This window comes from Sneathiella litorea (genome assembly GCF_009882915.1).
Lineage (GTDB): Bacteria > Pseudomonadota > Alphaproteobacteria > Sneathiellales > Sneathiellaceae > Sneathiella > Sneathiella litorea.
In genome coordinates this window covers 1,498,154-1,524,238 of record NZ_WTUW01000002.1, presented here as the reverse complement: position 1 = coordinate 1,524,238, position 26,085 = coordinate 1,498,154, and the positions used below count along the sequence as shown (strand labels likewise).

At 50.9% G+C, this 26,085-nt stretch carries 24 protein-coding genes; 9 read left to right on the top strand and 15 right to left on the bottom strand.

Going from position 1 to position 26,085, the window contains the following annotated elements:
• Window positions 1-258: 258 nt before the first annotated feature.
• Complete coding sequence (locus GQE98_RS13640) at window positions 259-1,065, bottom strand: hypothetical protein (protein WP_161316156.1); 807 nt, start codon at window positions 1,063-1,065, stop codon at window positions 259-261.
• Window positions 1,066-1,156: 91 nt separating this feature from the next.
• Here GQE98_RS13640 and GQE98_RS13635 point away from each other — a divergent pair, with 91 nt between their 5' ends.
• From GQE98_RS13635 to ypfJ, 8 genes are all read left to right on the top strand, one after another.
• A complete protein-coding gene (locus GQE98_RS13635; RefSeq protein WP_161316155.1) occupies window positions 1,157-1,939 on the top strand; it encodes an IclR family transcriptional regulator in 783 nt (260 codons plus the stop codon).
• Window positions 1,936-2,934 (top strand): thiamine pyrophosphate-dependent dehydrogenase E1 component subunit alpha, encoded by a 999-nt coding sequence (locus tag GQE98_RS13630; RefSeq protein WP_202526292.1) that lies wholly within the window; start codon window positions 1,936-1,938, stop codon window positions 2,932-2,934. Before GQE98_RS13635 ends, GQE98_RS13630 begins: the two co-directional genes overlap by 4 nt.
• Complete coding sequence (locus GQE98_RS13625; RefSeq protein WP_161316154.1) at window positions 2,934-3,911, top strand: alpha-ketoacid dehydrogenase subunit beta; 978 nt, start codon at window positions 2,934-2,936, stop codon at window positions 3,909-3,911. The genes GQE98_RS13630 and GQE98_RS13625 overlap by 1 nt, the downstream gene beginning before the upstream one ends.
• Window positions 3,911-5,641 (top strand): thiamine pyrophosphate-binding protein, encoded by a 1,731-nt coding sequence (locus GQE98_RS13620; RefSeq protein ID WP_161316153.1) that lies wholly within the window; start codon window positions 3,911-3,913, stop codon window positions 5,639-5,641. Before GQE98_RS13625 ends, GQE98_RS13620 begins: the two co-directional genes overlap by 1 nt.
• A 35-nt stretch (window positions 5,642-5,676) precedes the next feature.
• Complete coding sequence (locus GQE98_RS13615; protein WP_161316152.1) at window positions 5,677-6,693, top strand: DctP family TRAP transporter solute-binding subunit; 1,017 nt, start codon at window positions 5,677-5,679, stop codon at window positions 6,691-6,693.
• Between the two features lie 91 nt (window positions 6,694-6,784).
• Window positions 6,785-7,288, top strand: a complete 504-nt coding sequence (locus tag GQE98_RS13610; RefSeq protein ID WP_161316151.1) for a TRAP transporter small permease — start codon at window positions 6,785-6,787, stop codon at window positions 7,286-7,288.
• The gene (locus GQE98_RS13605) at window positions 7,285-8,580 is read left to right on the top strand and encodes a TRAP transporter large permease (protein WP_161316150.1); all 1,296 of its coding nucleotides are present in this window, start codon (window positions 7,285-7,287) and stop codon (window positions 8,578-8,580) included. Before GQE98_RS13610 ends, GQE98_RS13605 begins: the two co-directional genes overlap by 4 nt.
• Window positions 8,581-8,741: 161 nt before the next feature.
• A complete protein-coding gene (ypfJ, locus tag GQE98_RS13600; protein ID WP_161316149.1) occupies window positions 8,742-9,647 on the top strand; it encodes a KPN_02809 family neutral zinc metallopeptidase in 906 nt (301 codons plus the stop codon).
• A gap of 106 nt (window positions 9,648-9,753) precedes the next feature.
• On the opposite strand, the gene GQE98_RS13595 is transcribed toward ypfJ, so the two are convergent.
• From GQE98_RS13595 to GQE98_RS13580, 4 genes are all read right to left on the bottom strand, one after another.
• On the bottom strand, window positions 9,754-11,079 hold the full coding sequence (locus GQE98_RS13595) for a TRAP transporter large permease (protein ID WP_161316148.1): 1,326 nt from the start codon (window positions 11,077-11,079) through the stop codon (window positions 9,754-9,756).
• Complete coding sequence (locus GQE98_RS13590) at window positions 11,079-11,645, bottom strand: TRAP transporter small permease subunit (RefSeq protein ID WP_161316147.1); 567 nt, start codon at window positions 11,643-11,645, stop codon at window positions 11,079-11,081. The genes GQE98_RS13595 and GQE98_RS13590 overlap by 1 nt, the downstream gene beginning before the upstream one ends.
• Before the next feature lie 179 nt (window positions 11,646-11,824).
• The gene (dctP, locus tag GQE98_RS13585) at window positions 11,825-12,865 is read right to left on the bottom strand and encodes a TRAP transporter substrate-binding protein DctP (RefSeq protein WP_161316146.1); all 1,041 of its coding nucleotides are present in this window, start codon (window positions 12,863-12,865) and stop codon (window positions 11,825-11,827) included.
• Between the two features lie 365 nt (window positions 12,866-13,230).
• Window positions 13,231-14,058 carry a beta-keto acid cleavage family enzyme gene (locus GQE98_RS13580; RefSeq protein ID WP_161316145.1) on the bottom strand — a complete coding sequence of 276 codons (828 nt, stop codon included), beginning with the start codon at window positions 14,056-14,058 and terminating at the stop codon, window positions 13,231-13,233.
• A 285-nt stretch (window positions 14,059-14,343) separates the two neighbouring features.
• Here GQE98_RS13580 and GQE98_RS13575 point away from each other — a divergent pair, with 285 nt between their 5' ends.
• On the top strand, window positions 14,344-15,555 hold the full coding sequence (locus GQE98_RS13575) for an acetyl-CoA C-acetyltransferase (RefSeq protein ID WP_202526291.1): 1,212 nt from the start codon (window positions 14,344-14,346) through the stop codon (window positions 15,553-15,555).
• A gap of 64 nt (window positions 15,556-15,619) precedes the next feature.
• Here the strand turns inward: GQE98_RS13575 and GQE98_RS13570 are convergent, their stop codons facing one another.
• The 10 genes from GQE98_RS13570 to GQE98_RS13525 all read right to left on the bottom strand — a co-directional run bounded on the left by GQE98_RS13570 (window position 15,620) and on the right by GQE98_RS13525 (window position 26,083).
• Complete coding sequence (locus GQE98_RS13570) at window positions 15,620-16,822, bottom strand: multidrug effflux MFS transporter (RefSeq protein ID WP_202526290.1); 1,203 nt, start codon at window positions 16,820-16,822, stop codon at window positions 15,620-15,622.
• A 237-nt stretch (window positions 16,823-17,059) separates the two neighbouring features.
• Entirely contained in the window at window positions 17,060-18,436 is a 1,377-nt protein-coding gene (locus tag GQE98_RS13565) for an aspartate aminotransferase family protein (protein WP_161316144.1), read from the bottom strand.
• A 27-nt stretch (window positions 18,437-18,463) separates the two neighbouring features.
• Window positions 18,464-19,954 (bottom strand): NAD-dependent succinate-semialdehyde dehydrogenase, encoded by a 1,491-nt coding sequence (locus GQE98_RS13560; protein WP_161316143.1) that lies wholly within the window; start codon window positions 19,952-19,954, stop codon window positions 18,464-18,466.
• A 160-nt stretch (window positions 19,955-20,114) separates the two neighbouring features.
• Complete coding sequence (locus GQE98_RS13555) at window positions 20,115-20,588, bottom strand: Lrp/AsnC family transcriptional regulator (RefSeq protein WP_161316142.1); 474 nt, start codon at window positions 20,586-20,588, stop codon at window positions 20,115-20,117.
• 18 nt (window positions 20,589-20,606) lie between these two features.
• The gene (gene doeB, locus GQE98_RS13550) at window positions 20,607-21,596 is read right to left on the bottom strand and encodes a N(2)-acetyl-L-2,4-diaminobutanoate deacetylase DoeB (protein WP_202526289.1); all 990 of its coding nucleotides are present in this window, start codon (window positions 21,594-21,596) and stop codon (window positions 20,607-20,609) included.
• A gap of 4 nt (window positions 21,597-21,600) precedes the next feature.
• A complete protein-coding gene (gene doeA, locus GQE98_RS13545; RefSeq protein ID WP_161316141.1) occupies window positions 21,601-22,782 on the bottom strand; it encodes an ectoine hydrolase DoeA in 1,182 nt (393 codons plus the stop codon).
• Window positions 22,783-22,800: 18 nt separating this feature from the next.
• On the bottom strand, window positions 22,801-23,793 hold the full coding sequence (locus GQE98_RS13540) for a cyclodeaminase (RefSeq protein WP_161316140.1): 993 nt from the start codon (window positions 23,791-23,793) through the stop codon (window positions 22,801-22,803).
• Window position 23,794: 1 nt separating this feature from the next.
• Window positions 23,795-24,799 carry a hydroxyectoine utilization dehydratase EutB gene (eutB, locus tag GQE98_RS13535; protein WP_161316139.1) on the bottom strand — a complete coding sequence of 335 codons (1,005 nt, stop codon included), beginning with the start codon at window positions 24,797-24,799 and terminating at the stop codon, window positions 23,795-23,797.
• Window positions 24,800-24,824: 25 nt separating this feature from the next.
• Window positions 24,825-25,586, bottom strand: coding sequence for an ectoine utilization protein EutA (gene eutA, locus GQE98_RS13530; protein WP_161316138.1), 762 nt, complete (start codon window positions 25,584-25,586; stop codon window positions 24,825-24,827).
• 59 nt (window positions 25,587-25,645) lie between these two features.
• The gene (locus GQE98_RS13525; protein WP_161316137.1) at window positions 25,646-26,083 is read right to left on the bottom strand and encodes a universal stress protein; all 438 of its coding nucleotides are present in this window, start codon (window positions 26,081-26,083) and stop codon (window positions 25,646-25,648) included.
• Between the last annotated feature and the right edge of the window lie 2 nt (window positions 26,084-26,085).

The following is a 26,085-nucleotide window of genomic DNA, read 5'->3' as shown; positions in this document are numbered from 1 at the left end:
TACCATTATTATTATTTTGCGCCATCATAATATGACGGTTTGATAATTACTAATTGAAGTTATCGGCGATATTGCCGCTCTTCATAGTGTCCAATTACCGACAGCAAACAGGAATAGCCAGATGTTTTTTTAAGGGCAATCCCAAAACTTATATTTGGTCTGCGGTAAAAGGTATTTTTCAGAACTGTATAGCACAAACAGAATTCGGCTTTATCAAACGCTAGATAATTAAAACTGTCCTCGGCGTCAGTCTCTATTTTAGGATTTATTCGATAGGCTATTCAACCAGGTTTTCAGTTTGAGGCCCGTTTCTGCGCCAGCGCGCCGGGCATGTGTATTCAGGTTCGATATGATGCCGGTCTCTAGGGCGGATTGGGCGTCTCCGATGCGGGCGGTGTCGTGGGAAACAGTGACAGCTGCCACCCCTCGATCATCGAGGGCGGGCAAGCGCGATATCCCTACTTCACTAGAGATCACTCCCGCATCATTAAAAACAGCTATTCTGGCAATAGCCTTCAATGCCCGATCCGGATTGCCCCCTATAAGCCCGCCGTGGGATCCGGTAATAACAATCTTGTTCTCATCCTCAGGTATCACGAGAGAGGCTGAATCCACGAGCACAAGAAGTAGATCTTTTTCCTCTAGCCTGAACTCATGCCGTGCTTCGTGAACTTTGGGCAAATGGTTATCGGCTTGCGGTGCAATCGTGAGTGCCTGTATAGCCTTCCGAACTGACATGCCGGTTTCAACGCCACAAGCTGCTGCGACGGAGTTTACGACAGTTATAATTCCCCGATCAAGTGCATCCTGAGCGGAGCCTATCAAACAACTGTGGCAATCAATTGCCGCGCCGGCCATGCCAATCTCTGCCAGCGCTAAAACCCCGGCGACACCGGCCTGTTCAAGTCCTATTCCCGCATCGTTGAAAAGGACTGCGCGAAGTCCGGCCGCAGACGCAAGGGCTGCCGGATACATTCCGCCGTGTGACCCGGAAACTACGATTTCGCCGCGATAGCTCGCGTCTGCATCCGTTATTGAATCGAGTAAAATTGGTTTTTTTGACATTTTTTGATCTTACATGTCTTGACTCTTGGCATCAATAAGTTTCAAATTACGCGATAAAAAATTCCGATAAACGGAATTATTGGGAGACTGTATGACAAACCTGTTGGCGCCTAAAGGTTCGATAGCTCGCGCGGCACGCGTGTTGGATGTGCTTTCTCTGGCGCCTGATGGTGCCGACCTAACCGAAATTGTTGCGCAGTCGAAGTTCAGCAAAACAACCACATTTCGTGTGCTGGCGTCATTGCGCGAGGTGAACTATGTCTTTCAGGATCCTTCAACCAGGATTTACCGGCTGGGGTCAAAACTCGCCGAAATGGCCCGAAATGCGGAACAGGTAAACGTCAGTGCAATTGCTGAGCGTGGCATGGCGCGGCTGGCCGAGATGTCGGAGGATACCGTCTTCCTGTCAGTCCCTGAAGGGGCATCTTCAATCTGCGTAAATCGGAAGGTGGGCGCATTTCCGATCCGCACGCTTACCTTGGACAAGGGTGACCGCAGGCCTCTAGGAGTAGGAGCCGGTTCTCTTGCCCTTTTCTGCTCATTATCTGAAGCTCAAAGGGCTACCGTGTGCCGGGTTAATAAGAACTGGTTGGCTGAATATGGGGCAACTGAAGAAAGTCTTGCCTCTGAATATGAGTTCTTCCAGGTGAACGGTTATGCCCGCAACAGGGGAGGGGTTGTTCGTGGTATGAGCGCAATTGGCGTGCCTGTTATAACGGCCAGCGGCCGTCTGGTTGCGGCCCTTGCAATTGGCGCGATTGATGAGCGGATGAAGCAAGAAAGAATTGAAGAACTTATTTTACCAGGATTGAAAAGAGAGGCCCGTCGGCTCGCCGATCGGTTAAACGCAATGGAAAAGGAACAAAATAAATGACTTCTGCCGGTCACAATTTTGAACGCGGACGGTTATTGCTCGAAATGATGGAACGTATCCGGGCTTTTGAGGAGCAGGCCTGTCTGGCGGCTGAACGCGATAAGCTGGTGCTTGGCGCTATTCACCCGTCCATCGGCCAGGAGGCGGTTGCCGCCGGTATCATGCATAATCTGTTAAAGGACGATATTCTGCTTTCAACGCATCGTGGCCATGGCCATACGCTTGCCAAAGGCGCAAGCTCTCTTGCGATGATGCGTGAACTGCTCGGCCGGGAGGGCGGTTGTTGCGGCGGCAAGGGCGGATCGATGCATATCGCGGATTTCGATGTGGGTATGCTTGGCGCAAATGGCGTTGTCGGCGCCAATATCACGATAGCGGCAGGCGCCGCCCATGCCATTAAGCTGTTGGGCGATAATAGAATAGTGGTGGATATCTTTGGAGATGGCGCCATCAACCGGGGACCCTTTCTGGAAGGGATGAATTGGGCCGTTGTCTTTAAACTTCCGATACTTTTTATCTGCGAAGATAACCAGTATTCCGCAACAACCAGAACGTCGTCTATGACCGCGGGCGATGGCGCGGCCGCACGGGCCGTTTCCCTGGGGATGCAATCGACAACGGTTGACGGAAACGATGTTGAAGCGATTGCCGATACGATGGCGGATATTGCCGCGCGGTTGCGTGCAGGCGGTCCGCCTGAATTACTTCATGCAAAAACCTACCGCCGTACCGGCCACACGTCATTTGATCCGGCAACCTATCGTCCGGCAAATGAGGCAACGGAAGAAGAGAAAAAGAACGATCCGATAAAACGCCAACGCGCGATATTGCTGGCGGCGGGTATGTCGGAAGCCGAGATACAGTCCTTACATGAGAATGCTCAAAAAGAAATGATAGACGTACTTAAAAAAGCTACAGATACCCCTTTCCCGGCAAATGAGACCGCGTTCCAGGATGTGCAGGACATCGGTAGTCCCATGGTGGAGGCTTATTAATGCCCAAGTTAAGTTATAGAGACGCAAGCTTGGCCGCCGTCCAGCATTCCATGCGTGAAGACCAGACCGTTTGGTGTGTCGGCGAGGACTTAGGGCGCGGCGGTGTTTTCGGTCAGTATAAAGGATTGCGCGAAGAGTTTGGCGAGGAGCGAATTTCTGATGCGCCAATTTCAGAAGCGGCCATTATGGGCGCGGCCTTCGGCGCGGCTATGATTGGTACGCGACCAATTGTCGAAATGCGGTTTTCAGATTTTGCGCTTTGTGCGACAGATGAACTGGTCAATCAGATTGCAAAAGCCCGCTTCATGTTTGGTGGTCAGTCGCGCGCGCCAATGGTTATCCGAAAACCAATGGGGCTATGGCGCTCCTCCGCCGCACAACATTCCCAGTCCCTGGAAAGCTGGTACGCACATATTCCAGGGCTGGTAGTGGTCTGCCCAGGAACGCCTCAGGATAATTATTCCATGCTAATGGCCGCAATTGCCTGTGATGATCCAGTTGTCTATTTGGAACATAAGGGCATCTGGGATATTGAGGGTGAAGTTGATTTCTCGAAAAAATACGAATTTGGAAAAGCCAAGATACGGCGTGAAGGTTCGGATGTCACCATCGTCAGTTGGTCAAATACAGCAAACCTAGCGGTTGAAGCTGCAGAAGCACTCTCTGGTCAGGGGGTGAATGCAGAAGTCATAGACCTTCGCAGCCTGTGGCCGTGGGATAAGGAGGCCGTGCTGCAAAGTGTTGCCAAGACCGGCCATTTAGTTGTTGCACATGAGTCGGTTGCTGTCGGCGGTTTTGGCGCGGAAATTGTCGCCACCGTTGCCGAAAAAGCCGGCCATACGCTTAAGGGCCCTGTTCGGCGGCTCGGAGCCCCCCGTTCGCTCGTATCCTACGCACCAAACCTGGAAGACATGCTGCGCGTTACCTCTGAAATGATTGTTACGGCGGCACAAGAAACATTGGAAAAGGCAAATTAATGATAAATAATGAAATGACAGGCGGTGAAGCGCTGGTCCGAATGTTACTGGCTCATGAAGCGGGTCCGATGTTTGGTATGGGAGGCTTTCAGCTTCTACCCTTCTATGACGCGGCGAGACGCTTGGGGCTTAACCACAATCTGATCAACGATGAACGTTGTGCGGTATTCGCGGCAGATGCCTATGCAAAGGTATCGAACCGTGTTGGTTTGGTGGATGCAACACTGGGGCCGGGGGCAACAAACCTTGTAACCGGTTTGGTGGAGGCGTTGAACGCGGGCTCTCCTATGGTAGCCATTATCGGTGACGCGCATCGCGACCATGCAGGAAAGAATATGACGCAGGAAACGGATCAGGTATCCATACTGCGGCCGGCCTGCAAGGAACTTCTTAAAATCGAGACAATTCACCGTATTCCGGAAATAATCCGGCGCGCCTTTGCTATTGCCACATCTGGTCGCCCAGGACCTGTTGTCGTGAATGTTCCAGAAGATATTGCGCATGGCACCTATAATTTCGAGCCGGAAGAATTTGAGGTTGATGGCGCACATGCCAAGATGCCGGCCCTTCGCTGCCGCCCAGATGCGGAAATGGCGGCAAAAGCAGCGGCCCTGATTGCAACGGCAAAACGGCCAATGATCCTCTGTGGCGGCGGTATCCATATTTCTGGTGCGCAAGAAGAGGTAACCCGACTTGCAGAAGCCTGCAACATACCGGTCGCCCATACACTGACGGGTAAAGGGGCAATCGCCTGTTCCAATACGCTAAGTGCAGGTCTCTTCGGTCGGTACGATCGTATCGCCAACGATCTGATTGCGGAAAGTGATTGCTTATTGGTTGTTGGATGTAAGCTCGGCGAGATTGCCACCAAAAGATATACAATCCCGGAAGCCAATGGGCCCGTTATCCATCTTGATATAGTTGCAGAGGAAATGGGGCGAACATATCAGCCAGCCCTGAAGCTCTGGGGTGACGCCAAATCCGGATTGAATGATCTTTACGATCTGCTGAAAGATAGTGCGGATGAGCAACGGCAAATGCGGGAAGACTACGTTGCAGAGATTCCGCAGAAGATGGAAGCCTGGCGGGAGGATGTGTCCGAACGGCTCAATTCCGAGGAGTCGCCGGTGCATATGGCCCGGCTAATAACCGAATTGAACAAGCTGTTGCCGGAAGATGGCTATCTTATCGCCGATGGTGGATTTGCCGCGCATTGGGGTGGCTTGCTGTTTGATACCAAAAAGGCGGGCCGGGCGTTTGTGCCGGATCGTGGTTTTGCATCGATCGGATACGGATTACCGGGCGCAATGGGTGTCCAGTTGGCAGAACCTGAAGCAATCGTGGTCGGGATTACCGGCGATGGTGGGTTTAATATGGTTCTTGGAGAACTGGAAACTGCCCGTAGAATGAAGCTTGGGGTAACTATCATTGTTGTCAATAATGCCGCGTCGGGGTATGTGAAGGCATTACAACATCTAATGTATGGGGAAGGCGCCTACCAATCTTCCGAGCTTTCAGAGACTAATTATGCAAGCGTGGCAAATGCTATGGGTTGTCACGGTGTCCGCGTTGAAAGTCCAGACCAGCTTGAAACAGCACTGCTAAGTGCTTTTTCTGAGAAAGATCGTCCAAGTGTCGTAGACGTTGTTGTCACAAGAGACCCCGCAAGGATGCTTCCTGCGGTGGATAATAGGACCGTACAGGTCAAAAAGGGAGACCGCGTGGCGTAAAGCGCGGTTTAATTAAAATAGGGAAGGATAAGAAAATGAAACTTTATGCATTGCTTGCGTCTGCCTTAATTGGCGTCGCCAGTATTTCGCCGTCATTCGCGGCGGATTATAAATCTGAATACAAGGTCTCAACTGTGGTGCCGGCACCGTTCCCATGGGGACTTGCTGCGGACAAATGGATCGAGCTCGTACGGGAACGTTCTGACGGCAGGATCAACATGAAGGCGTACCCGGGCACTCAGCTTGTGGCGGGTGAGCAGACCAAGGAATTCACTGCGGTACGCAAAGGTGCGATCGACATGTCAGTTAGTTCCACCATTAACTGGTCACCGCAAATTCCGGAAATGAATATCTTCGCGTTGCCGTTCCTTATTCCGGATTACAAAGCGATGGATGCATTGACCAGCGGTCCTGTCGGGGAAGAAATCTTTGAAATAGTCCGCTCAAAAGGCGTTGAGCCTCTCGCTTGGGCTGAAAACGGATTTCGGGAACTGACAAACTCCAAAAGGGAAGTGCGGTCGCCAGCCGATCTGGAAGGTATGAAAATCCGGGTTGTTGGCTCTCCTTTGTTTAACGATACGTTCACGGCCTTCGGGGCTAATCCTGCGCAAATGAGCTGGGCAGACGCAAAGCCTGCGTTGACGACAGGTGCGGTTGATGGTCAGGAAAATCCACTGACGATTTTCACGATCGCCAAAATGCACCTGGTTGGTCAAATGTACGTAACCACTTGGGGCTATGTAGCGGACCCCTTGATTTTTGCTGTTAGCCATAGAGTCTGGAAAGACTTTACACCTGAAGATCAGGAAATTCTCCGCCAGTCGGCAATTGATGCCGGTGCCTACGGTATTGAGATTGCCCGTAAAGGTCTGACTGAAGGAGATGATTCTCTTTACAAGGAACTCGAAAGCCTAGGCGTGACAGTAACGCATCTGACAGATGAAGAGCGGCAGAAATTTGTTGAGGCAAGCCGCGATGTCTACGAAAAATGGACAGAGATCATTGGTCAGGACCTCGTGAAAAAGGCAGAAGATAGCGTAGCAAATCGCTAATCTACTTCTTTGATTATGGTTTAGCCGGAGGAATTGTTACCCAGAGAACGGGTAATGAACCTCCGGCTTCAATCGGGTAAGTACTAAAGTTATGGAACAAGAAACTGCTGCCGATACGGAAGATAGCCCACAAGAAAAATATCCGTTTCGAATAGAAGAGGCTATAGGGGCGCTGGCAATGGGATTGATTTGCCTAATTAGCATTTTGAACGTTGTTGTTCGATATGCGACAAATGTATCCTTTGCCTTTACCGAAGAATATTCGGTATTTCTTCTGGTTATTGTGACGTTTGTCGGAGCAGGCCTGGCCTATAGCAATAAAGGCCATATATGCATCACTTTTGTTGTCAATCGGTTTGGCCGGAACGGCCGGGCACTATTGAACACAATTTCATTTCTGGCGTCTGTCTCCTTGTTCGTGATGCTTGTCTATTATGGATCAGATCTGGCGATTGACGAGTATCTGTTCGAAGAAACCTCTCCAGCTCTAGGATATCCCACCTGGATTTATACGATGTGGTTGCCCCTGTTGTCGTTGGCCGTTCTCTTCAGGATTTTTCAGGTGCAGTGGAATGATTTGAGGAAAAAGAGATGAGCGCGCATGTCATCCTCCTCGGATCGTTTTTTCTTATTCTTATATCCGGCGCGCCTATTTCTGTAGCTCTTGGCTTGTCTGGCGTCATTGCGATATTCTTCGGCCTCGACATGGATGCCGTCGCCAATATGAGCACAATTACATACGCGAGTATTGCCAAGTATCCTCTCATCGCGATCCCCTTATTTATTCTGACAGGCATGATTTTTGAGCGATCCGGAGTTGCTGAGCGGCTGGTGGAATTGTCGCGTGCAATTGTCGGCCCGCGACGGGGTGGCCTTGCGCTTGTTGCCATACTTGTTTGCCTTATCATGGGCGGAATGTCCGGCTCAGGTCCCGCAGACGCAGCGGCCGTTGCAACTGTCATGATCCCCAGTATGATGAAGGAAGGGTATCCACGCGCATTTTCCGCAAGTATTATTGCGGCTTCTGCTTCTACCGCCATTCTGATCCCCCCTTCCATCGCATTGATTGTTTATTCGATCATGGTGCCGGGCGTTGATTTGCGCGCCTTGTTTGCCGCAGGGCTTTTTCCGGGGTTGCTTGCTGGGCTGGCCGTTGCGGTCCCTGCGCTTATTATAAGCCGACGGAACGGATATGGCTCGGATTCGGGCGCGAGCCGTCCTCCTCTTGGGAGAAGTTTCGTCAGAGCGTTGCCCGGACTATTCGCGCCGGTCATTATTCTCGGCGGCTTACGGAGCGGATTGTTTACACCGACCGAAGCAGCCGCAGTTGCCGTCTCATACGGGCTGATCGTGGGCCTGTTCTTACATCGTTCCATGTCAATGAGAGACATCTATAACGTTCTGGCCGAGTCCGCGCAAATCTCCGCCGTGGTAATGATTATTATATCGTTGGCCGGTATCTTTGCCTTTGCCGGATCGATACTTGGAACCTTTGATGCCGCAGCGGGGCATATCCTGTCCATATCAGATTCACCAATGGTCGTGTTGATTTTGGTTATGTTCGTTGTTTTGCTGGCAGGGATGGTGCTGGATGGGGTTTCGATTTATTTGATTGCCCTGCCATTGCTTATGCCAATTATGGCGACCCTTGGCTGGAACCAGGTCTGGTTCGGTGTCCTGATGGCGATGAATGTGGCAATAGGTCAATTCACTCCGCCGGTCGCCGTCAATTTGATGGTAACAGCGAAGATAGCGAATGTACCGATAGAAGCCACGATGCGTTGGGTTTTCTGGCCCATCTTCGCCATGATCCTTTCTGTCGGTCTGGTGATCGCTTTTCCGTCAATTGCGCTTTGGCTACCAACCGTTCTTGGATACAAAGTGTAATTATGTGCTATCAGGGATAGCCTGACCGTCGAAAAGTATCCTTGGATGACATCATCTTTGGATCATGACATTATCATGTGCTAATCGCAGGCCTGCTCAGGAACTGATCGGTCCTGTATACACGTTATTTTGGGCAATCTTAAATAACGAAGGATAGTACTATGCGGTGGCGCGGAGGACGGCGTAGCGACAATATCGAAGATCGCCGAGGGCAGGGACGCCCGCGGCGGCTAGGTCGAAGACGAGGTCTCCCCATTCGTTTGCCGAGTGGGCGGGGTGGCAAACTGGGGATAGTCGGCATCCTTGCTATTGTTGGTATTTCACTTTTCCTTGGAATTGATCCGACCATCCTTTTGCAAGGTGGTTCGCAACAGGGCGGCATGCAATCATCGACGCAATCTGGACCCATTCGCACAACGGTGGATGATGAACTCACCCAATTTGTCTCTGTCGTACTTGCGGACACGGAAGACACGTGGCAGGTCCTGTTCGAGAATGCTAATAAACACTATCGCGAGCCGACATTGGTGTTGTTTTCCGGATCAGTTCAATCTGCTTGCGGCTATGCTCAATCTGCAATGGGCCCCTTTTACTGTCCAGGAGATCAAAAGGTTTATCTGGACCTTACTTTCTTTGAGGAGCTGCGTAGTCGATTTGATGCGCCTGGGGATTTTGCACAAGCTTATGTAATTGCCCATGAAGTTGGGCACCATGTTCAGACATTGCTCGGCATTTCCCAAAAAGTGAATGAGCAAAGAAGCCACTTGAGCGATGTAGAAGGAAATAAGTTATCGGTCCGGCTTGAGCTGCAGGCTGACTGTTTAGCCGGGGTTTGGGCTTATAATGCGGATCGGTCCCGTAATATTCTTGAGGCCGGAGATATTGAGGAAGCCCTCAATGCTGCTACAGCTATCGGTGATGACCGGCTTCAGAAGCGGGCAACTGGTATGGTGGTGCCGGATTCCTTTACCCATGGTTCATCAAAGCAACGTGTAAGATGGTTTATGGTGGGTTTTGAAAACGGGAATGTCAGTAAGTGTGACACCTTCGGAACAGATGACTTGTAATACGTGATTGATTTAATCTTAGTATGTACATTGAAAAAAAACGTTGCGCGGATGTTTGGTCCGCGCAACGGGGTCGTAATATATTCTCGGGAGCCTTACCCAAGCCTTACTGGAACAAGTAGTTCGGTAGCCACAGCGCGATTGCCGGGAACAGAACGATCAGGAAGAGCCCTGCCAACTCCACCACGGTATAGGGGCCAACTGACCAATATATATCTTTCATTGTCACGTCTGGTGGAGCAACAGACCGGAGGTAGAAAAGGTTGAACCCAAAGGGCGGCGTCATATAACTGATTTCCATCATGACGACGAACAGAATGCCGAACCAGACCGGGTCAAAACCGTGGCTTGCGACCAATGGCAGGAACACCGGTAAAGTAATCAACATGATGCCAACAGGGTCGAGAACCATACCCAGAATAAAGAGGACAAACATCATGAAACCAAGTGCCCCCCATTTGCCGCCTGGGATCTGCTGCGTAATATGTGTGATGAATTCCTCTGCGCCCATCGCGGTATAAGCCATTGAGTAGGCATGCGCCGCGAAAACAATCCAGGTGATAATGGTCGTTAGTCGGAACGTGCGAAGCGAAGACTGGGAAATAACTTTCCATGTCAATTTCCGATTTATCGCGCTGGCAACCAGTGCTCCGAAAACGCCAACTGCGGCGGCCTCAGTGACCGTAGCGTAACCCCCGAATATTGCGCCTAGAACAATAACAATGATGAAAATTGGTAAGAAGACGGACTTCAATGCCCCGATCTTTTCACCCCAACTTGCCCGTTCTTCCTTGGGAAGTGCAGGCCCAAGATGTGGCTGAAACCAGCACCTTACGCCAATGTAAATCGATACCAATGCGAACAGAAGCAAGCCGGGGAATACGCCCGCGGCAAACAACTTGCCGACCGAGACTTCTGTAATGAGCGCATAGAGCACCATCAGGATAGATGGCGGGATCAAAATTCCCCAGCCACCCCCGGCATTAATTGCACCCAAGGCGAGTTGCTTGTCGTATCCTCGGCTCAGCATTTGGGGCAAAGCGATTGTCCCCATTGTCACAACCGCAGCGCCCGATATACCCGACATGGCGGCGAAAATCGTACAGATGCCGACAGTTCCAATGGCAAGGCCACCGCGGACGCCGCCCCACCATAAATGCATCATTCGGTAAAGGTCATGGGCAACCCCGCTTCGCTCTAATAGCATGGCCATGAAGACATAAAGCGGGATTGCAATGAGTGATGATGTTTCCATCAAGTCCCACATTTTCGAGGCTATCAGGTAAAAAGCTATTGGACCTTGTTCAAAATAGAGAAAGATAACCGACAGGCCACCGAGGACGAATGCCAAAGGCACGCCCAGCATGATAAACAAAAACAAGAGGCCAAAGAAAAGGAGCGTAAGGATTTCGATGTTTAGTAGTTCAAACATTAAACGGACTCCTTCTCGTGTGTCTCGTCATCAACTACTGGACCATAGGCGTTCTCATCTACCTCTATGCCGCAAAGGATCATTATGTCAGCTATTAGCTTCACTATTCCCTGCAGCAGTAGTAGGAGTGCGGAAACGAAGATCATTGATTTAGAGGGCCAGATTGCCGGTCGCCAGGTCGTTTCGTAGCTGACTTCAAGACGAGAAATGCTGTCATACGCCATCGAATAACTCTCACTTAAAAGAACACCAAGGAAAAGAAAGAAAAGGAAGGAAGTTGCAATATCTGTCAGTGCTTTTTTTCGCGCCGAGAAATGACCGTAGAATAAATCGACATTGACGTGGTCCCTTCTGGCTAACAGATAGCCACCGCCGATGATTGCATAGACACCGAAGATCATTTTTGATGCTAATGAGGACCAGGATATAGGGCTTTGCGTAATATAACGCATGACTACGTCGCTCATGAGAAGCACGAAAAGAATAAGGACGGCATAGCTAGCTAGCCGTCCTATCCAGACATTTGTATTTGTTATTGTACGTGCGAAGGTGGTTAAGGCAGCCATAATTTTCTCCAATTGAAGCTGGCTAAAGTCATGTTTTCAGGCATCGGAACAAGCGCGACTAATTGATGAAAAGTCGTGTTCACTTCCATCCTGTCGGAATCCCTTGCAGATAATTGCAAAGGATTCCGGAATGTGGAAATAACAGCTTGTGCTGAGATTCTTAACAGAACAAACGGGCCTTAGATGTAGCCCATTCCCTTGAGGAAACTTGTAAGCATTTCGGTTCCCTTCGTGGCGTTCCCGCCTTTGGCGCTTTCTTCAGCCAGGATTGCCGATGATGCTTCAGCGAACTTTTTCTGCACGTCCGCCGGAAATTCGGCGACAGTGATGTTTTGCTCTGCCAAGCCTTTTGAAAGTGCCAGCTTTTCTTTGTACTGATACTCTGTCGTCCGCTTCCAGAAACGCATATCGAGAAGAGTGAAAAACTCTTTTCGAAGATCAGGGGACAGGTTATCGACAGCCTGCTGGTTCATGATCAAGGTATCAATGGCCAGTCCCAGAGTTGGCTTCATGTGGAACTTGGCGACTTCCCAAAGGCTCATCGACATTGCACCCTGTGCAGCACCCCAGTGAGCGCCATCAACCACACCACTTGCCAGGCTGGAATAAAGTTCCGGGCCAGCAACACTCTGAGTGGAGGCTCCTGCAGCTTCAAGGAATTTCTGATAGCTGCCGGAAGAGCGCAGCTTCAACGTGGAAAAATCCTCAATTGAACTTATTGGTTTTGAGATAACCAGTTCCGTCGGGTAGACTTTTTCTGCCCTGCTGACAACACCGTGAACCGCGAGGTCCTCGTTGAACATTTCCTCAAAACCCATATTCTTGAGATAGTGGGCAAACTCCCATGGTTCACGGAATGTACCTGGAACACCGAGAGCCAGTCCGGCCGTTGGCGCTTCGCCTAGAATATAGCCCGGGGAGATGGTGCCCATTTCAACAACGCCCTTGCGTACGATATTGAAAATTTCGCCACCTTTCGCGAACTCACCCGCGCCAAAGAGTTGGAGCTCAAACTGCCCGTCTGTATTAGCCTTAAGCTCTTCGGCAATGAGGGCAAGGCTATCGCCAAATGAAGAAGATGCCTTTGGCCAGTGTGATTGTACCTTCCATGTTACCTTCTCTGCAGCGGCAGCCTTGCCAATAAAGGCAGGGGCTGCCAAAGCGGCCGCACCGCCAGCCAATGCGCCACGTCGACTAATAAGATTCTTATCTTTTGTCATTATATTCCTCCCGTTGTGCGTTTGTACTGCCCTGTTGAAACAGTCGTTCTTGTTATCTTGCCGCAACTATTGTCTTCAGAAATAAGTGTTATCGTACAAATGCTTAGGGCTATATTTTTATCGTTTCATTCTTATCGAGTTGCCCGACAACACTACATTCTGGTTTGATGGTATAATAAAGATTGCGGCTTTACAAGCCTGCGCAGAAGGCGAATAACAGATACTTGAATGGGTAGTTTTGTCTTCATTCAGATAATCTTCAGGTCTTGGTTTCCTGAATTATTCATATTTTATCATTCCGAATGATGGCTGACAGTATCTCTATGAAATCAGCTCAAAGGCGGTGACTAGGGGCCGTTCGCTTTCTAATCGGTAAATGTTTTTCGGATATCCTCTGCTGTCGCGATAGGGCGGCCAATTGCGTCGGCAACCTCTCGAAGCTGGCGGACGAGATCAGCATTTCGGCCAGCCCGCTCCCCGGATTTCAAAAATATATTGTTCTCAAAGCCAACCCTAACATGCCCGCCCATGGCAAGCGCAGTGCTTGCTGCGGCATGTTCCAGCGGACCAAACGCACATACAGCCCAGATCCTCTCCAGCTTGAGAGCCGACAGAAACGGGAGCACATCGCGCGGATGTGATTGCTGGTTCGATGTATAGCGCCCCAAGACCAGTATCAGAAAAGGATTTTTGAACGGAATAATACCTTCCGCTATCAGCATTTCAAATCTCTTTACATCTTCTGGAGAGTAAAGGATGAATTGCGGCATGACTTTAAGCGTCTTCATTTCATTAAAAAACGCTTTCGCCCCTGCCTCCTGGCCTTCTGGCACCAACTCCTTGATTGCAAGAGAAGCCGCGTCAGGCTGTAACTCGAGAACCATATCCATCTGTTGTTCCGGTGTATAGATGCCGACAGCTTCGGTCGTGGCCTGAATAACAATATCATCGCCCACCTTGTCACGAATTGCGGCGATAGCTTCCCGGTATTTTGTAACATCCAGAGAATGGCCGCCCTGATCGTTGCGTACATGAAGATGGATCATGGCGGCTCCCTCTTGAACACATGCATCGGCCTCATCCGCCAGTTCAGATGGCGTGATTGGAAGCATTGGATGATCTTGCTTGCTTTTTCTCGCTCCGTTAGGTGCGACTGTCAAAATAGCCGGGGGGAGGGGGGATAGATCATCCATATACCGTTGCTCCTGATCTCAAAAATAACATCGTCTCGATTGCATTTTATTAAAAAAATGAATCAACCGTATTTTAAGATATAACATCATTGTCGTCATCATGCCGCTTAACAATCGGCCCATCCGAAATGTTGTTACCTCGACACTTGCCGAGAGTGCCATATATCGGTATTGACTACATTCAAATTTTAAATGGAAAAGGCGAAGTTTTTATAGGTGGCCAAGGACAAATGCCCAGTGGCCTCTGAGAAAAATACCCCCTCAGTAAAAAAAGGATAAGAATTAATGCTGAAAGATGTTGTGATTTGTGAACCCGTAAGGACACCGGTAGGCCGCTTCGGCGGACAATTCAAGGATCTGCATGCCCATGAACTGGGACGGACTGTTATTGAGGGGTTGCTTGGTCGTTGCGATGGTCTCAAAGATCGGGTGGAAGATGTCATTTTTGCCCAATGCTATCCGTCAATGGACGCGCCAGCACTTGGTCGTGTCGTTGGGCTAGATGCCGGCCTTCCCATAACCATTGGTGGGTATCAGCTGGACCGTCGCTGCGGCTCTGGTTTGCAGGCCATTATCAACGCTGTCATGCAGGTGGCAACAGGCGGGTCCTCAGTCGTTATCGCAGGCGGTGCCGAGTCCATGTCGAACGCCCCCTTCTATTCAACGGCCGGACGTTGGGGCATCAAGGGCACATCGCTGGCATTTCATGACGCGCTTGCCCGGGGTCGGGTGACCGCCGGCGGTATTAATTTCCCTGTTCCCGGCGGCATGCTGGAAACAGCCGAAAATCTCCGTAAAAGTCACTCTGTTCCACGCGATGAGCAGGATAGTTTCGCCGTGGAATCTCATCGCCGAGCTGTCGCAGCGCAAGAGGCCGGCCGTTTCGATGATGAAATCATTCCTGTGACTGTGCGTGGCCGTAAAGGAGACACCACCTATGACAAGGACGAGCATCCGAGACCAGAAGCCAATGAGGAAGGCCTTGCTAAATTGAGGCCCATCCTCCTCAAGCAGGATCCGGAGTCGACCGTTACAGCTGGTAATGCCAGCGGCCAGAACGATGGCGCGTCGGCCTGTGTCGTGACAACTCGTGCCATTGCCGATGAGCTTGGCCTTAAACCCTATGGCAGCCTTGTAAGCTGGGGCGTAGCTGGTGTCGGACCAGAGATCATGGGAATTGGCCCTGTCCCCGCGACGGCGAAAGCGCTGGAACGTGCCGGGCTCAGTCTTAAAGATTTAGACCTGATCGAACTCAATGAAGCCTTTGCCGCGCAGGTACTGGCATGTACCCGCGACTGGAAGTTCGAAAAATCTGATTTCGACCGAATGAACGTAAACGGGTCGGGTATTTCCCTTGGCCATCCGGTTGGCGCGACAGGCGGACGTATTCTTGCCACGTTACTTCGGGAGATGGAACACCGGAATGCCCGTTATGGTCTGGAAACGATGTGCATCGGCGGTGGACAAGGATTGGCCGCGATCTTCGAACGCGTGTAATCAGTAAATTTACCCGACGAAGGCATAACCTTGGTTATGCCTTCGCGCTACCAGAGAAATTAGCTTAGGTTCGCTCGCCTTGGGTCGACTTGGTATTTGGTAGAATACGCCAGGTGAGGATGGTCGAAGCGATTGCGCATAGCGCGATTGCGACCACCATCGGGAAGGTCGTTCCATCAAAAAACGGGCCCATCACAACGATGAAGAGCCCCCCAGCCAACATTTGCAATGTGCCCCCCAAAGAGGATGCAAGGCCGGCAATGTCTCCATGGTTATCCAGAGCGATTACCATTGTCGTCGGAATGACGAAACCGAGGCAGGCATTGGCGAGAAAAAGAAAGCTGATTGTCACTAAAAGGGACCCAAACCCTGCATAGGTAAGGGCGACCAGCAATAATGAAAATCCCGCGAAACCCAATACTGCCAATGAAACAACGCGTTCCATGCCAAATTTTTCACCCAATCCAGCGGCAAGCTGTGACGTTGCGAAAAAGCCAATTGCATTCACGGCAAATGCAAGACTGAACTGCGTCGCGGATAGTCCAAACTGACCGGTATAGATGAATGAGGCGTTGGCGACGAAAACAAAGAAACTTGCCATTCCAAAGCCACCGATAAAAGTCACTCCCATGAACGTAGGGTCTGTAAGTAGAATTCGGCACCCGCGAAACAGAGTGCGGACATTAACCGGCACTCTGTGGTGCTTTTCCAGCGTTTCGGGCTGCATATAGCCGGTTATCACAATGCCTATTAAAGCTGCTGCAAAGAGAACCCAGAAAATTGCGCGCCAATCCGCTATAAGTATGAGCCAGCTTCCGGCTAATGGCGCGAGCATTGGAGATACGCTGATTACCAACATCACCATTGCCATAAGGCGGGTTGCCTGCGGACCGGTATACATGTCACGGATGATCGCGCGTGGCACCACCATAACCACGGCGCCACCAATTCCCTGTATGAAACGCGAAACAAGCAGCCATTCTATGGTCGGAGATAACGCGCAGCCGATAGTCCCTATCGCAAATATGGCTAGGCCAAGATAAAGCGGCGGCTTCCTTCCGACCTGATCGGAAAAGGGGCCATAAAAAAGCTGCGCAATACCAAAAGCTATGAAATACACCGTTAGCGTCATCTGCGCCGAGGAGACGCTGGTTCCAAGGCCCTTTTCAATCGCGGGAAAGGCGGGCAAATACATATCCACGGCAAACGGACCAATCGCCGCGAGCAGGCCTAGTATCGCCGCAGTTCGGAGCATACCTGTCTTCATGTTCGTATTTTTCTGAAAGTGGAGTGTTGAGAGAAAATGGCTCTTGGCGGAAGCTATTTAATACTCAAAAGAATTGCAAGGGGTAAACTCATGGTGCATTAGAGAATTGCACCTGTTTATCCTTCTCGGAAAAAGCGGGAGAGAATGTCGGCAGGGTCCTCGCATGCAATTGCCAGCGGAGGTTGTCTAGACGCAATAATGGCAAGAGATTTTGCGAGACCCTGCAAACAGTTTTAGTTAGGCATTATCGAATACTTCGCGGACAGCCTCGGACATAGCGCCGACGATAGTATCGGCTTCCCCTTTTGTCAGGCAAAGCGGTGGTGCGAAGCCGAGAATATCTCCCTGGGGCATTGCCCGGGCAATCACGCCCCGCTTAAGCAGCGCGGTAGCTACTTTCGCACCCGAAAGCAGTGAGGTGTCCAGAAACGCCCGGGTATCCTTGTCCTTGACAAGCTCAACTGCCAGCATCAGACCCTCTCCCCGTACATCACCCACATTCGGATGACCGCTTAAGGCATCGGTCATGGCATTCTTGAAGTAATGGCCGATCTCTCCTGCGTTGGCAACCAGACCCATGCTGTCGATAAGCTTGAGGTTGGCGACCCCTGCAGCAGCACAAATGGGATGGGCGGAATAGGTCCAGCCATGGCCTATGGCGCCGAACTCATCGGTACCCTGTTCAAGAACTTTCCAAACCTTCTTTGATACAATTGAGGCAGATAGCGGCGCATAGGCAGACGTCAAACCTTTTGCGGACGTAATGATATCCGCTTCGATGCCGTAATGGTCGGAGCCAAACATGGTGCCAAGCCGTCCAAAGCCGGTCACAACTTCATCCGCAATCAACAGGATGTCATACTTTTTGAGCACAGCCTGAATCGCCTCCCAATAGCCAGTAGGAGGAGGAACAAGTCCGCCAGTTCCCAGGACAGGCTCTCCGATAAAGGCGGCAACAGTGTCCGGTCCTTCTTTTTGAATCAGCGCGTCCAGGTTTTCCGCGCATTGACGGGTGAACTCTTCTTCGCTGAGGCTGAGGTCCTCGCGACGATAATAATAGGGCGCATCTGTATGGATGACCTGCGTGAGCGGAAGGTCGAATTTCTTGTGGAATAGCTCCAGCCCGGTGAGGGACCCAGTCATCAGACCCGAACCGTGATACCCACGCCAGCGGGAGATAATCTTTTTCTTTTCAGGACGACCCAGAACATTGTTGTAGTACCAGACCAGCTTTATGTTCGTCTCGTTCGCATCGGAGCCGGAAAGGCCATAATAGACCTTGCTCATATTTTTTGGTGCCCGGTCAATGATCATTTTTGACAAAGTAATCGAGGCTTCTGTGCCGTGCCCGACATAAGAATGGTAGTAGGCGAGTTCCTTGGCCTGTTTTGCGATGGCGTCAGAAATTTCCGTGCGGCCGTAGCCAACATTCACGCAATAAAGACCGGCAAAGGCATCCAGTAAACGATTGCCGTCCCTGTCTTCAATGTGAACGCCGGAGCCGCCCGTGACTATACGGTTGTCCATTTCTCCGCGTGCGAACTGGGCGAGATGCGTGGAAGGGTGGAAAAAATTTTCACGGTCCCATTGGCTGAGTTGGTCATTCGTTAGCATAAATTTCTCCTGATTAAATAGAACTGGCTAGGCCCAGTCCCGGCAAACATATTTGATATTTGAGAACGCCTCGATCCCGTGACGGGAACCTTCGCGCCCAATCCCGGACTGCTTCATGCCACCGAAAGGGATGGGAGCACCGGTAACTTTCGTGCGGTTAACGCCAATCATCCCAAATTCCAACGCCCGGCTAAGACGATAAATACGGGATGGGTCTTTCGTGTGAACATAGGCCATCAGGCCGTATTCCGTGTTGTTTGCGCGGTGGATGATCTCGTCTTCTGTTTCAAATGATGTAATGGCAGCAACTGGACCGAAGGTTTCCTCATGCATAATTTTTGCACTCTCGGGCACGTCTTTCAGAACGGTTGGTTCAAAAAAAAGCGGACCCAATGCGTGGCTGTTCCCACCAGTCATAAGAGTCGCCCCTTTTTTTAAGGCATCCTCTACATGTTCCTTCTGTTTGTTGATAGCGTTTTCGTTCATAAGCGGACCAATGTCCAGATCATCCAGTCCCCGACCAATTGTCAATGCGGCTGTTCTCTGCGCGAACTTTTTACAAAATTCATCATAAACAGATTTCTCGACAAAAAAGCGGTTTGCGCCAAGACAGTCCTGGCCTGAGGTCGCGAACTTGGCACTGATACCTTCTTCAACGGCTTTGTCTAGATCCGCGTCTGCAAACACGATAAAAGGTGCATGACCACCAAGTTCAAGGCTCAGGCGCTTGATGGTCGGGGCAGACTGCGCATAGAGAAGCCTCCCGATCTCCGTCGATCCGGTGAAAGAGAGCGCACGTACGCGCGTATCTTTCGTCCACTCTCCGACGATTTCTGCAGCGTCACCAGTGATGACATTGAATATCCCCGGAGGAAAGCCTGCCCGCTCCGCCAGCTCTGCCAAGGCTAGTGCAGAAAATGGGGTTTCCTTGGAGGGATGCACAATGACGGGGCAACCGACGGCAAGTGCCGCAGCCGCTTTCCGGGTGATCATTGCGTTCGGGAAATTCCAGGGTGTTATGAGTGCCGCAACCCCAACTGGCTCCAGCCAGACTTCTACTTCCGCATTATGAAGGTGGGATGTTACCCCCAGAATGTCTGTTCGCTTGGCCTGTTCGGCAAAAAATTCGATGAAAGAGAGCCCATAGTCAATTTCGCCCCGGCACTCCGATATGGGTTTGCCTTGCTCCAAAGTCATGATCAATGCCAGGTCTTCCTTGGAATCGTTGATCAACTGGAACCAGCTTTTTAAAGTCGACGCCCTTTCCTGTGGCAAACGCGCAGCCCAGTCAGGAAATGCCTGATGTGCTGCTTCAACGGCTGCCCTGCTTTCTTCCTTGCTGTGGGACGGAACTGTTCCTATCCATGCACCGTCTGCCGGGTTGGTAACCTCAATGACGCGGCCGGAATTTGCGGTTTCCCATCGTCCGTCACAATAGGAAAATTCCTTGAAAAGTCTGGGATCTGCAAGCAGATCCAGCTCCGGTATCCGGGACAGGTTTCTCTTTTCTTCGATCATCACATCCTCCGCCGGTAAATGCTGAAGGAAGTATAGGAAAGAATGACCAGATGGTGCTTTTGAAATGGTATGAAAATATAGTGAAGAATTCTCTTAAACCTCGAAAAAGGCAAAGATTTTTCGGGACGCTCTGAATTCCTTTGTGATCGACTGTTAAAATTCACTCAATTGCAGAGGGGGGGATCTGATCCGAATTTTTTACAGGCTTTGTTACCACATAAGTATAGTAACGCCGCAAACCGATATCTGCAGCAAGCATCTCATCAACTTTCCGTTGATAGGCATCGACACCTCTACAGACGAGTTTCAGGAAGTAATCAACACCGCCACCGACTGCCCAGCATTCCGTGATTTCATCAATTGCGCGGACAGCTTTCTCAAAACGCTCAAAATCCTCGGCGCGATGACTGCCAAGCTCGACCTGCATGAAAATTATGGCGGGAGAGCCAAGCTTAGCGAGGGAGAGCCGAGCGCCGTACCCTTCAATAATGCCGGCGTTTTCCAGGCGTTTCAACCGTTCCCAGCAGGCCGTTGGAGAGAGATGAACCCTCTCCGCAAGCTGGTTCTTGGGTATACGGCCATCCTGCTGCAGAACTGCCAGTATTTTGAGGTCACGGTCGTCAAGTTTAATCATATTGAAGATATACCGGTTCTATACCTTTACAGCAACGACGCCCACAATATCCCCCATACCGATCAGACCCGGAAAATGGCGCGCTGCAAAGATGCCATCCAGCGGACTGGTGTATTCTGTAGGATCGCTTCCCGTTCTGTCGATATCGTAAACCCGGGCCAGAATCTGGCCTGCCGTGACCGGTTCGCCCAGTTCCACGCAGAGTTCGAGTAAGCCGGAAGACTCACTGGATACGTAACACTGATGATCCGGCATACTAAGTTCGATTGAGGCGCTAACTTCAAGGTCTCCCTTTAGGACGCCGGTATGCCGGAGAAGGTTTTTTACGCCCTTTTTTGCGATAGCAACACTGCTCGCTGTCGAGGAACCGCCGCCTCCCAGCTCTGTAGAAATGAAGACCTTTCCCATTTCTTCCGCGGCGGTGTCATACATTCCGGTCGCATCCACTTCGAGGAGCATCATCGAAAAGGGCGCGTTAAACGCCCGCATGGCTGCAACGCATTTTTCCTCCTGCGCTTTGTCCTCTAAGACGTGAGCAGCACAAAATGGAACGAAGTTGAGGGTTTTACCACCCGAGTGTATATCCAGTACATAGTCGGCAAGCGGCAACAGGGTACGCTGAAAGTAATCAGCAATTTTCTCTGTAACGGTTCCGACAGGATTACCCGGGAAAATCCGGTTCATATTCCCCTTGTCAATTGGGGACGTCCGGCTCGCCGCCCAGAAAGCGGGATAGTTCATGGCGGGCACAATGATAACGCGCCCAGTGATATCCTCAGATTTTATCGTGTTGGTCAGATCAAAAAGCGCCACCGGGCCTTCATATTCATCACCGTGATTGCCCCCGGTCAATAGGACGGTAGGGCCGTCACCATTTCGGGCAACGGTGATGGGGATCATGATTGAACCCCAGGCGGAGCCGTCATGTGAATAAGGCAGTTTCAGGAAGCCGTGCTGAACGCCGTCTTTGTCATAATCGACTGTTACGGAAATTGGATTGGCTTTCATCGCGCTAATCCTTGATCATCAATTGGCGGGGAACAGACGCAAGAAGCTCTGGTGCGCTGTCAGTAATGACAATACTCTCTGTTGTTTCCATTCCCCAGTCATCCATCCAGAGGCCTGTCATGAAATGAAATGTCATGCCTGGCTCGAGAACGGTTTTGTCGCCCAGGCGCAAACTCATCGTTCGTTCTCCCCAGTCAGGCGGATAGCTCAAACCGATTGGATAACCAGTCCGGCTATCCTTGATAATGCCGTATTTCATTAAGACTGCAAAAAAGGCGCTCGCGATATCTGCACATGTATTGCCGGCTTGCGCCTTTTCCAGTCCGGCTTCCATGCCTTCCTGAACGGCTTTATCAGCGTCAATAAAATTCTGGGGTGGTTTTCCAAGAAAGATGGTTCTCGAAAGCGGGACATGATATCGCCGATAGCAGCCGGCAATTTCGAAAAAGGTTCCTTCCCCCGTTTTCATAGGCTTGTCATCCCATGTAAGATGTGGCGCCGCGGCGTCCGCGCCCGATGGGAGGAGGGGGACGATGGCGGGATAGTCTCCTCCAAATCCGTCTGCCCCCCGAATGCCGCTGTCATAAATCTCCGCAACCAGTTCATTTTTTGGAAGCCCAGGTTCAATTTTTTCGAATATTCGCTTATGCATTTCCTCGACAATGCGGCCGGCCCGCCGCATATAGATCAGCTCTTGCTCCGATTTTACCGCCCGGCACCAGTTCACCAATGAATTCGCGTCCTTCAGCTTGGCGTTGGGTAAATAGTTGACCAGAGACAGATAGGCGGCCGCGGAGAAATAATAGTTATCCATCTCAACGCCGATAGCCAAAGCTCCCCACCCTCGATCTGTGAGAAGTGTACACAGGTAATCCATGGGATGGTATTCCGTCGACTGCACATAGGTTTCCGGATAAAAGAGGATATTGTCCCTGCTCATGAAAACGGTCCTTGCGGCACCATTGGAATCCTGCTTGCGGCCGTACCAGAGCGGATCGCCCTCCAAAGACAAGACAACGCATTGATGAACATAGAAAGACCAGCCATCATAGCCCGTCAGCCAGGCCATGTTTGATGGATCTGTGACGATAAGGAGTTCTATGTCGTTTTGGACCATCGAGGATCGCACTTTTTTAATGCGGGTCTGATATTCTGATTGAGTAAAGGGTAGATCAAGTCCAGACATATTTATCTCCAAGTCCCGCTAGCTGTTGAAAATAGTGCCGATGTCTGCGTCACGCGCGCGCTCTCGGACAAAAGTGGCAATTGCAGTATCCTGAACGCCTGTGCCGGTCAGATCGCAGATCGTAATACTGCGGTCCGACGGGCGACCCCCATGAAGGCCAGCGATAATACCGCCGAGTTCCGGAAAAACAGCTGCGTTATCCACCATCCCTGCAGCAATGGCGGGGCGCAGCTCTCCTTGTTTGCGGCATTGGGTGAGGTTATCGCAGACATATAAATCAGCTGCGGGAATAACGTCTGTGGCCAATTCGGTTTTATAGTCAGCATCGGTCCCCATCGCAGTGATGTGCTGACCGGGACGCAATTGTTCTGCAGAAATAAGCGCTGTTTGCGATGGTGTAGTTGTCACCACAATATCGCTTTGTTCCATCAGGTCATCAATGGTTTCTGCAACCTGAATATCAATCCCCAGCTCTTTGCTGCATTCTTCCGCATATTGGGCCGCTTTCAGATCGTTCCGTCCCCATACAACTGCTCTCTTGAGGTCACGAACAAGACAGAGGGCCTTGAGCTGCAGGCGTGCCTGTGTTCCTGTTCCAACTATTCCTGCGACGCTGGAATCCTTGCGAGACAGCCATTTGGCGGCCACGGCACCAGCTGCAGCCGTGCGGATATCTGTCAGGTACCCGTTGTCCAGCAATACCCCTTCCACAATGCCCGTCCTGGAAGAAAAAAGGACCATCAGCCCGTTGAGACTTGGCAGGCCGATTTTGGGATTATCAAAGAATCCGGGACTCATCTTGATTGCGAACGAGTCTATTCCCGGAACATAAGCTGTCTTGACGTCGACTTCCCCATTGTGATCAGGGACGTGAAAGCTGAGGATAGGCGGCATCACCACCTCTTTTGTGGCGAGAAGCCGGAAAGCATTCTCGATACACTCAACTGCGGGATTATCCAGAGAAATGATTTGTCTTAATTCCTTTTCATTCAGAATGGTAATTTCAGACATTTCAGGCTTCCGTTTCGAGTTGTTGCTGGCCGACATCAACATTTTCCCCGTCGATGACTCTTTTGTGTAATTCCATATCGATGTTGCACCCGCTGATGACGCAGGCGCAGGTTCCCGGCGCGGTTATTTTTCCCGCGAGCAAAGCCGCGATACCAACGCTGCCAGAACCCTCAATTACCAGCTTCTCCTGCCAGTAAGCGTGACGGATGGCATCGGCAATCTCCTTTTCCGTTACCAGAATAAGGTCATCGACGAGTTCCTTCACCATCTGGAAAGTATATAAATTGGACAGTCCAATACCGCCCCCGAGAGAGTCTGCCAGTGTGGGGTACTCTTCCACCATAATTGGCTTGCCGGCCTGCTGGCTTTCAAACATGGCGGCGCCCCGGTCCATAGTTATGCCGATAATCCTGATGGAGGGTTTCCAGCCTTTCAATGCCAGAGCAACCCCGGAAATGAGGCCACCTCCGGAAACCGGTATCAGGACGGTTTCGGTATCTGCAAGTTGTTCCTGAATCTCAATTCCTAACGTTCCCTGGCCGCAAATGATGTCTTCATGATCAAACGGTGGCAGCATGGTCATGCCTTCTTCAGCAACCAGGCGGTCCACTTCCACCTGTGCATCATCCTGCGAACGACCAATAATCCGAACTTCTGCCCCATGCGCCCGGATGCCTTCAACTTTGTTCTGGGGCACGAGTTCAGACATGCAGATGATGCATTTTACGCCCGCATTTCGGGCGGCATAGGCAAGCCCCCGGCCATGGTTCCCAGTTGATACGCCCACCACACCATTTGCCTTTTGCTCTTCCGTTAGATTTAGCACTGCGTTAGTTGCGCCCCGTAACTTGAAACTACCCGTAATCTGGAGTTGCTCCAGCTTGAGGTGAACGTCTCCGCCTGTAATCCCTGACAGGGAAGGGGACGATACAGTCGGGGTTTGCCGGATAAAGGGAGCTATCCTGATGCGGGCCTTTTCAATAGCCGCCAAATTTACTGAACCCATTTCGCGGTCCTTCTTGTTGGGTGATTCAAATTTGGAACAGCCGGCCATAGCCGGGGATTTTTCTGGTAATACCGGCTAGTCGGAGGCTGCGCCAGACAACGGCTTGATTGGATGTCACTACGGGCTTGCCCGTGATACGTTCAATTTCGTCTACGCAAACGGCAGCCCGTACAGCCGTGCAGGAGATAAAGAGGGCGTCGGCGTCCTCATCAATAGTCTCGGCGCTGGAGGCAATAATACTGGAATGAGAGACGCGGGCCATATTTCTATCGTCGTCAAGGCCGAAACAGTTCCAGTTAACAACATCCAAGCCGTTGCTTGTAAAATAGGCAGTGAGTTCTTCTGTCACCAAAGGGGAGTAAGGCGTCAAAACACTTACCTTTTTTACCCCTAAAGCTTCGAAGGCAGCAAAGGCAGCGGATGTTGGCGTCACGCATTTACTGCCTGGTTTTGCCTTTTGAATGCAATCGGCGACAGTCTTGTCCCCAAGAACGACAGTCGCCGCTGTACATCCATAGGCGATGACATCAATTTGTTCATCAGGCAAAATCAGGCTGGCAGCCTCGGTTATCCTGGGACCTGTGCGTTTGAGGCTTTCCGGTGTGGTCGGATTATCGTAGGTAATTCGCGCAACATACACTCCAACTTCCTCGGGGTCACAAATCCGCGCAAAATCCAGTTCCGACGTATGATCTGTAGCAAGCGCAATGAGGCCGATCCTTTTAGCGACAGGAGAGGCGTCCAGTTCGGATGGAAGGATCCGGGAATATAGGGTTGAAGTATCCATTTAAATCTATCCCATCTGAAAAGGTATGATGAGGTTGAGGTTAGAAATCAGACAAGGTTCTATACCACCATTACCGGACATTTAGCGAGGCTGGTTACCTTATGGGAGACGCTACCGAGTAGAAAGCCTTCTAGGTCTCCGTGCCCCCTGCTACCCAGTATAATAAGGTCGATATCTTTGTCTTTTGAGAAGCTGACAATGGTTCGGGAAGGGTGGCCGTTTTTTACGAAAGCCCGTACCCGCTTGGCCCCCATATCCAGAGCTAATGCTTTTCCACTTTCTGCCACTTCGGATGCATGTTTCCGCAGAATATCATCCATAATCTCTGGCTCCTCCGAGCGAACCATGGACATAGAGGTTTCTAAAAGACTGTGATGCCTGAATACAGTCAGGATAATTAGCTCGCAATCAAAAGATTCCTGCAAATTGACGGCTATTTTCAGAGCTTTTAGGGATTGTTCCGAACCATCCATCGGGATCAGAATTTTCTTAAACATAT

Excerpts from the sequence above, each read along its gene's own strand:
- GQE98_RS13635 (WP_161316155.1), top strand. The coding sequence starts at position 1,157 with ATGACAAACCTGTTGGCGCCTAAAGGTTCGATAGCTCGCGCGGCACGC.
- GQE98_RS13610 (WP_161316151.1), top strand. The coding sequence starts at position 6,785 with ATGGAACAAGAAACTGCTGCCGATACGGAAGATAGCCCACAAGAAAAA.
- GQE98_RS13640 (WP_161316156.1), bottom strand. The coding sequence starts at position 1,065 with ATGTCAAAAAAACCAATTTTACTCGATTCAATAACGGATGCAGACGCG.
- GQE98_RS13575 (WP_202526291.1), top strand. The coding sequence starts at position 14,344 with ATGCTGAAAGATGTTGTGATTTGTGAACCCGTAAGGACACCGGTAGGC.
- ypfJ (WP_161316149.1), top strand. The coding sequence starts at position 8,742 with ATGCGGTGGCGCGGAGGACGGCGTAGCGACAATATCGAAGATCGCCGA.
- doeA (WP_161316141.1), bottom strand. The coding sequence starts at position 22,782 with ATGTCTGGACTTGATCTACCCTTTACTCAATCAGAATATCAGACCCGC.
- eutA (WP_161316138.1), bottom strand. The coding sequence starts at position 25,586 with ATGGATACTTCAACCCTATATTCCCGGATCCTTCCATCCGAACTGGAC.
- GQE98_RS13605 (WP_161316150.1), top strand. The coding sequence starts at position 7,285 with ATGAGCGCGCATGTCATCCTCCTCGGATCGTTTTTTCTTATTCTTATA.
- GQE98_RS13570 (WP_202526290.1), bottom strand. The coding sequence starts at position 16,822 with ATGAAGACAGGTATGCTCCGAACTGCGGCGATACTAGGCCTGCTCGCG.
- GQE98_RS13590 (WP_161316147.1), bottom strand. The coding sequence starts at position 11,645 with ATGGCTGCCTTAACCACCTTCGCACGTACAATAACAAATACAAATGTC.
- GQE98_RS13540 (WP_161316140.1), bottom strand. The coding sequence starts at position 23,793 with ATGTCTGAAATTACCATTCTGAATGAAAAGGAATTAAGACAAATCATT.
- GQE98_RS13595 (WP_161316148.1), bottom strand. The coding sequence starts at position 11,079 with ATGTTTGAACTACTAAACATCGAAATCCTTACGCTCCTTTTCTTTGGC.
- GQE98_RS13565 (WP_161316144.1), bottom strand. The coding sequence starts at position 18,436 with ATGCTAACGAATGACCAACTCAGCCAATGGGACCGTGAAAATTTTTTC.
- GQE98_RS13630 (WP_202526292.1), top strand. The coding sequence starts at position 1,936 with ATGACTTCTGCCGGTCACAATTTTGAACGCGGACGGTTATTGCTCGAA.
- GQE98_RS13525 (WP_161316137.1), bottom strand. The coding sequence starts at position 26,083 with ATGTTTAAGAAAATTCTGATCCCGATGGATGGTTCGGAACAATCCCTA.
- dctP (WP_161316146.1), bottom strand. The coding sequence starts at position 12,865 with ATGACAAAAGATAAGAATCTTATTAGTCGACGTGGCGCATTGGCTGGC.
- GQE98_RS13555 (WP_161316142.1), bottom strand. The coding sequence starts at position 20,588 with ATGATTAAACTTGACGACCGTGACCTCAAAATACTGGCAGTTCTGCAG.
- GQE98_RS13580 (WP_161316145.1), bottom strand. The coding sequence starts at position 14,058 with ATGGATGATCTATCCCCCCTCCCCCCGGCTATTTTGACAGTCGCACCT.
- GQE98_RS13615 (WP_161316152.1), top strand. The coding sequence starts at position 5,677 with ATGAAACTTTATGCATTGCTTGCGTCTGCCTTAATTGGCGTCGCCAGT.
- GQE98_RS13625 (WP_161316154.1), top strand. The coding sequence starts at position 2,934 with ATGCCCAAGTTAAGTTATAGAGACGCAAGCTTGGCCGCCGTCCAGCAT.
- GQE98_RS13560 (WP_161316143.1), bottom strand. The coding sequence starts at position 19,954 with ATGATCGAAGAAAAGAGAAACCTGTCCCGGATACCGGAGCTGGATCTG.
- eutB (WP_161316139.1), bottom strand. The coding sequence starts at position 24,799 with ATGGGTTCAGTAAATTTGGCGGCTATTGAAAAGGCCCGCATCAGGATA.
- doeB (WP_202526289.1), bottom strand. The coding sequence starts at position 21,596 with ATGAAAGCCAATCCAATTTCCGTAACAGTCGATTATGACAAAGACGGC.
- GQE98_RS13620 (WP_161316153.1), top strand. The coding sequence starts at position 3,911 with ATGATAAATAATGAAATGACAGGCGGTGAAGCGCTGGTCCGAATGTTA.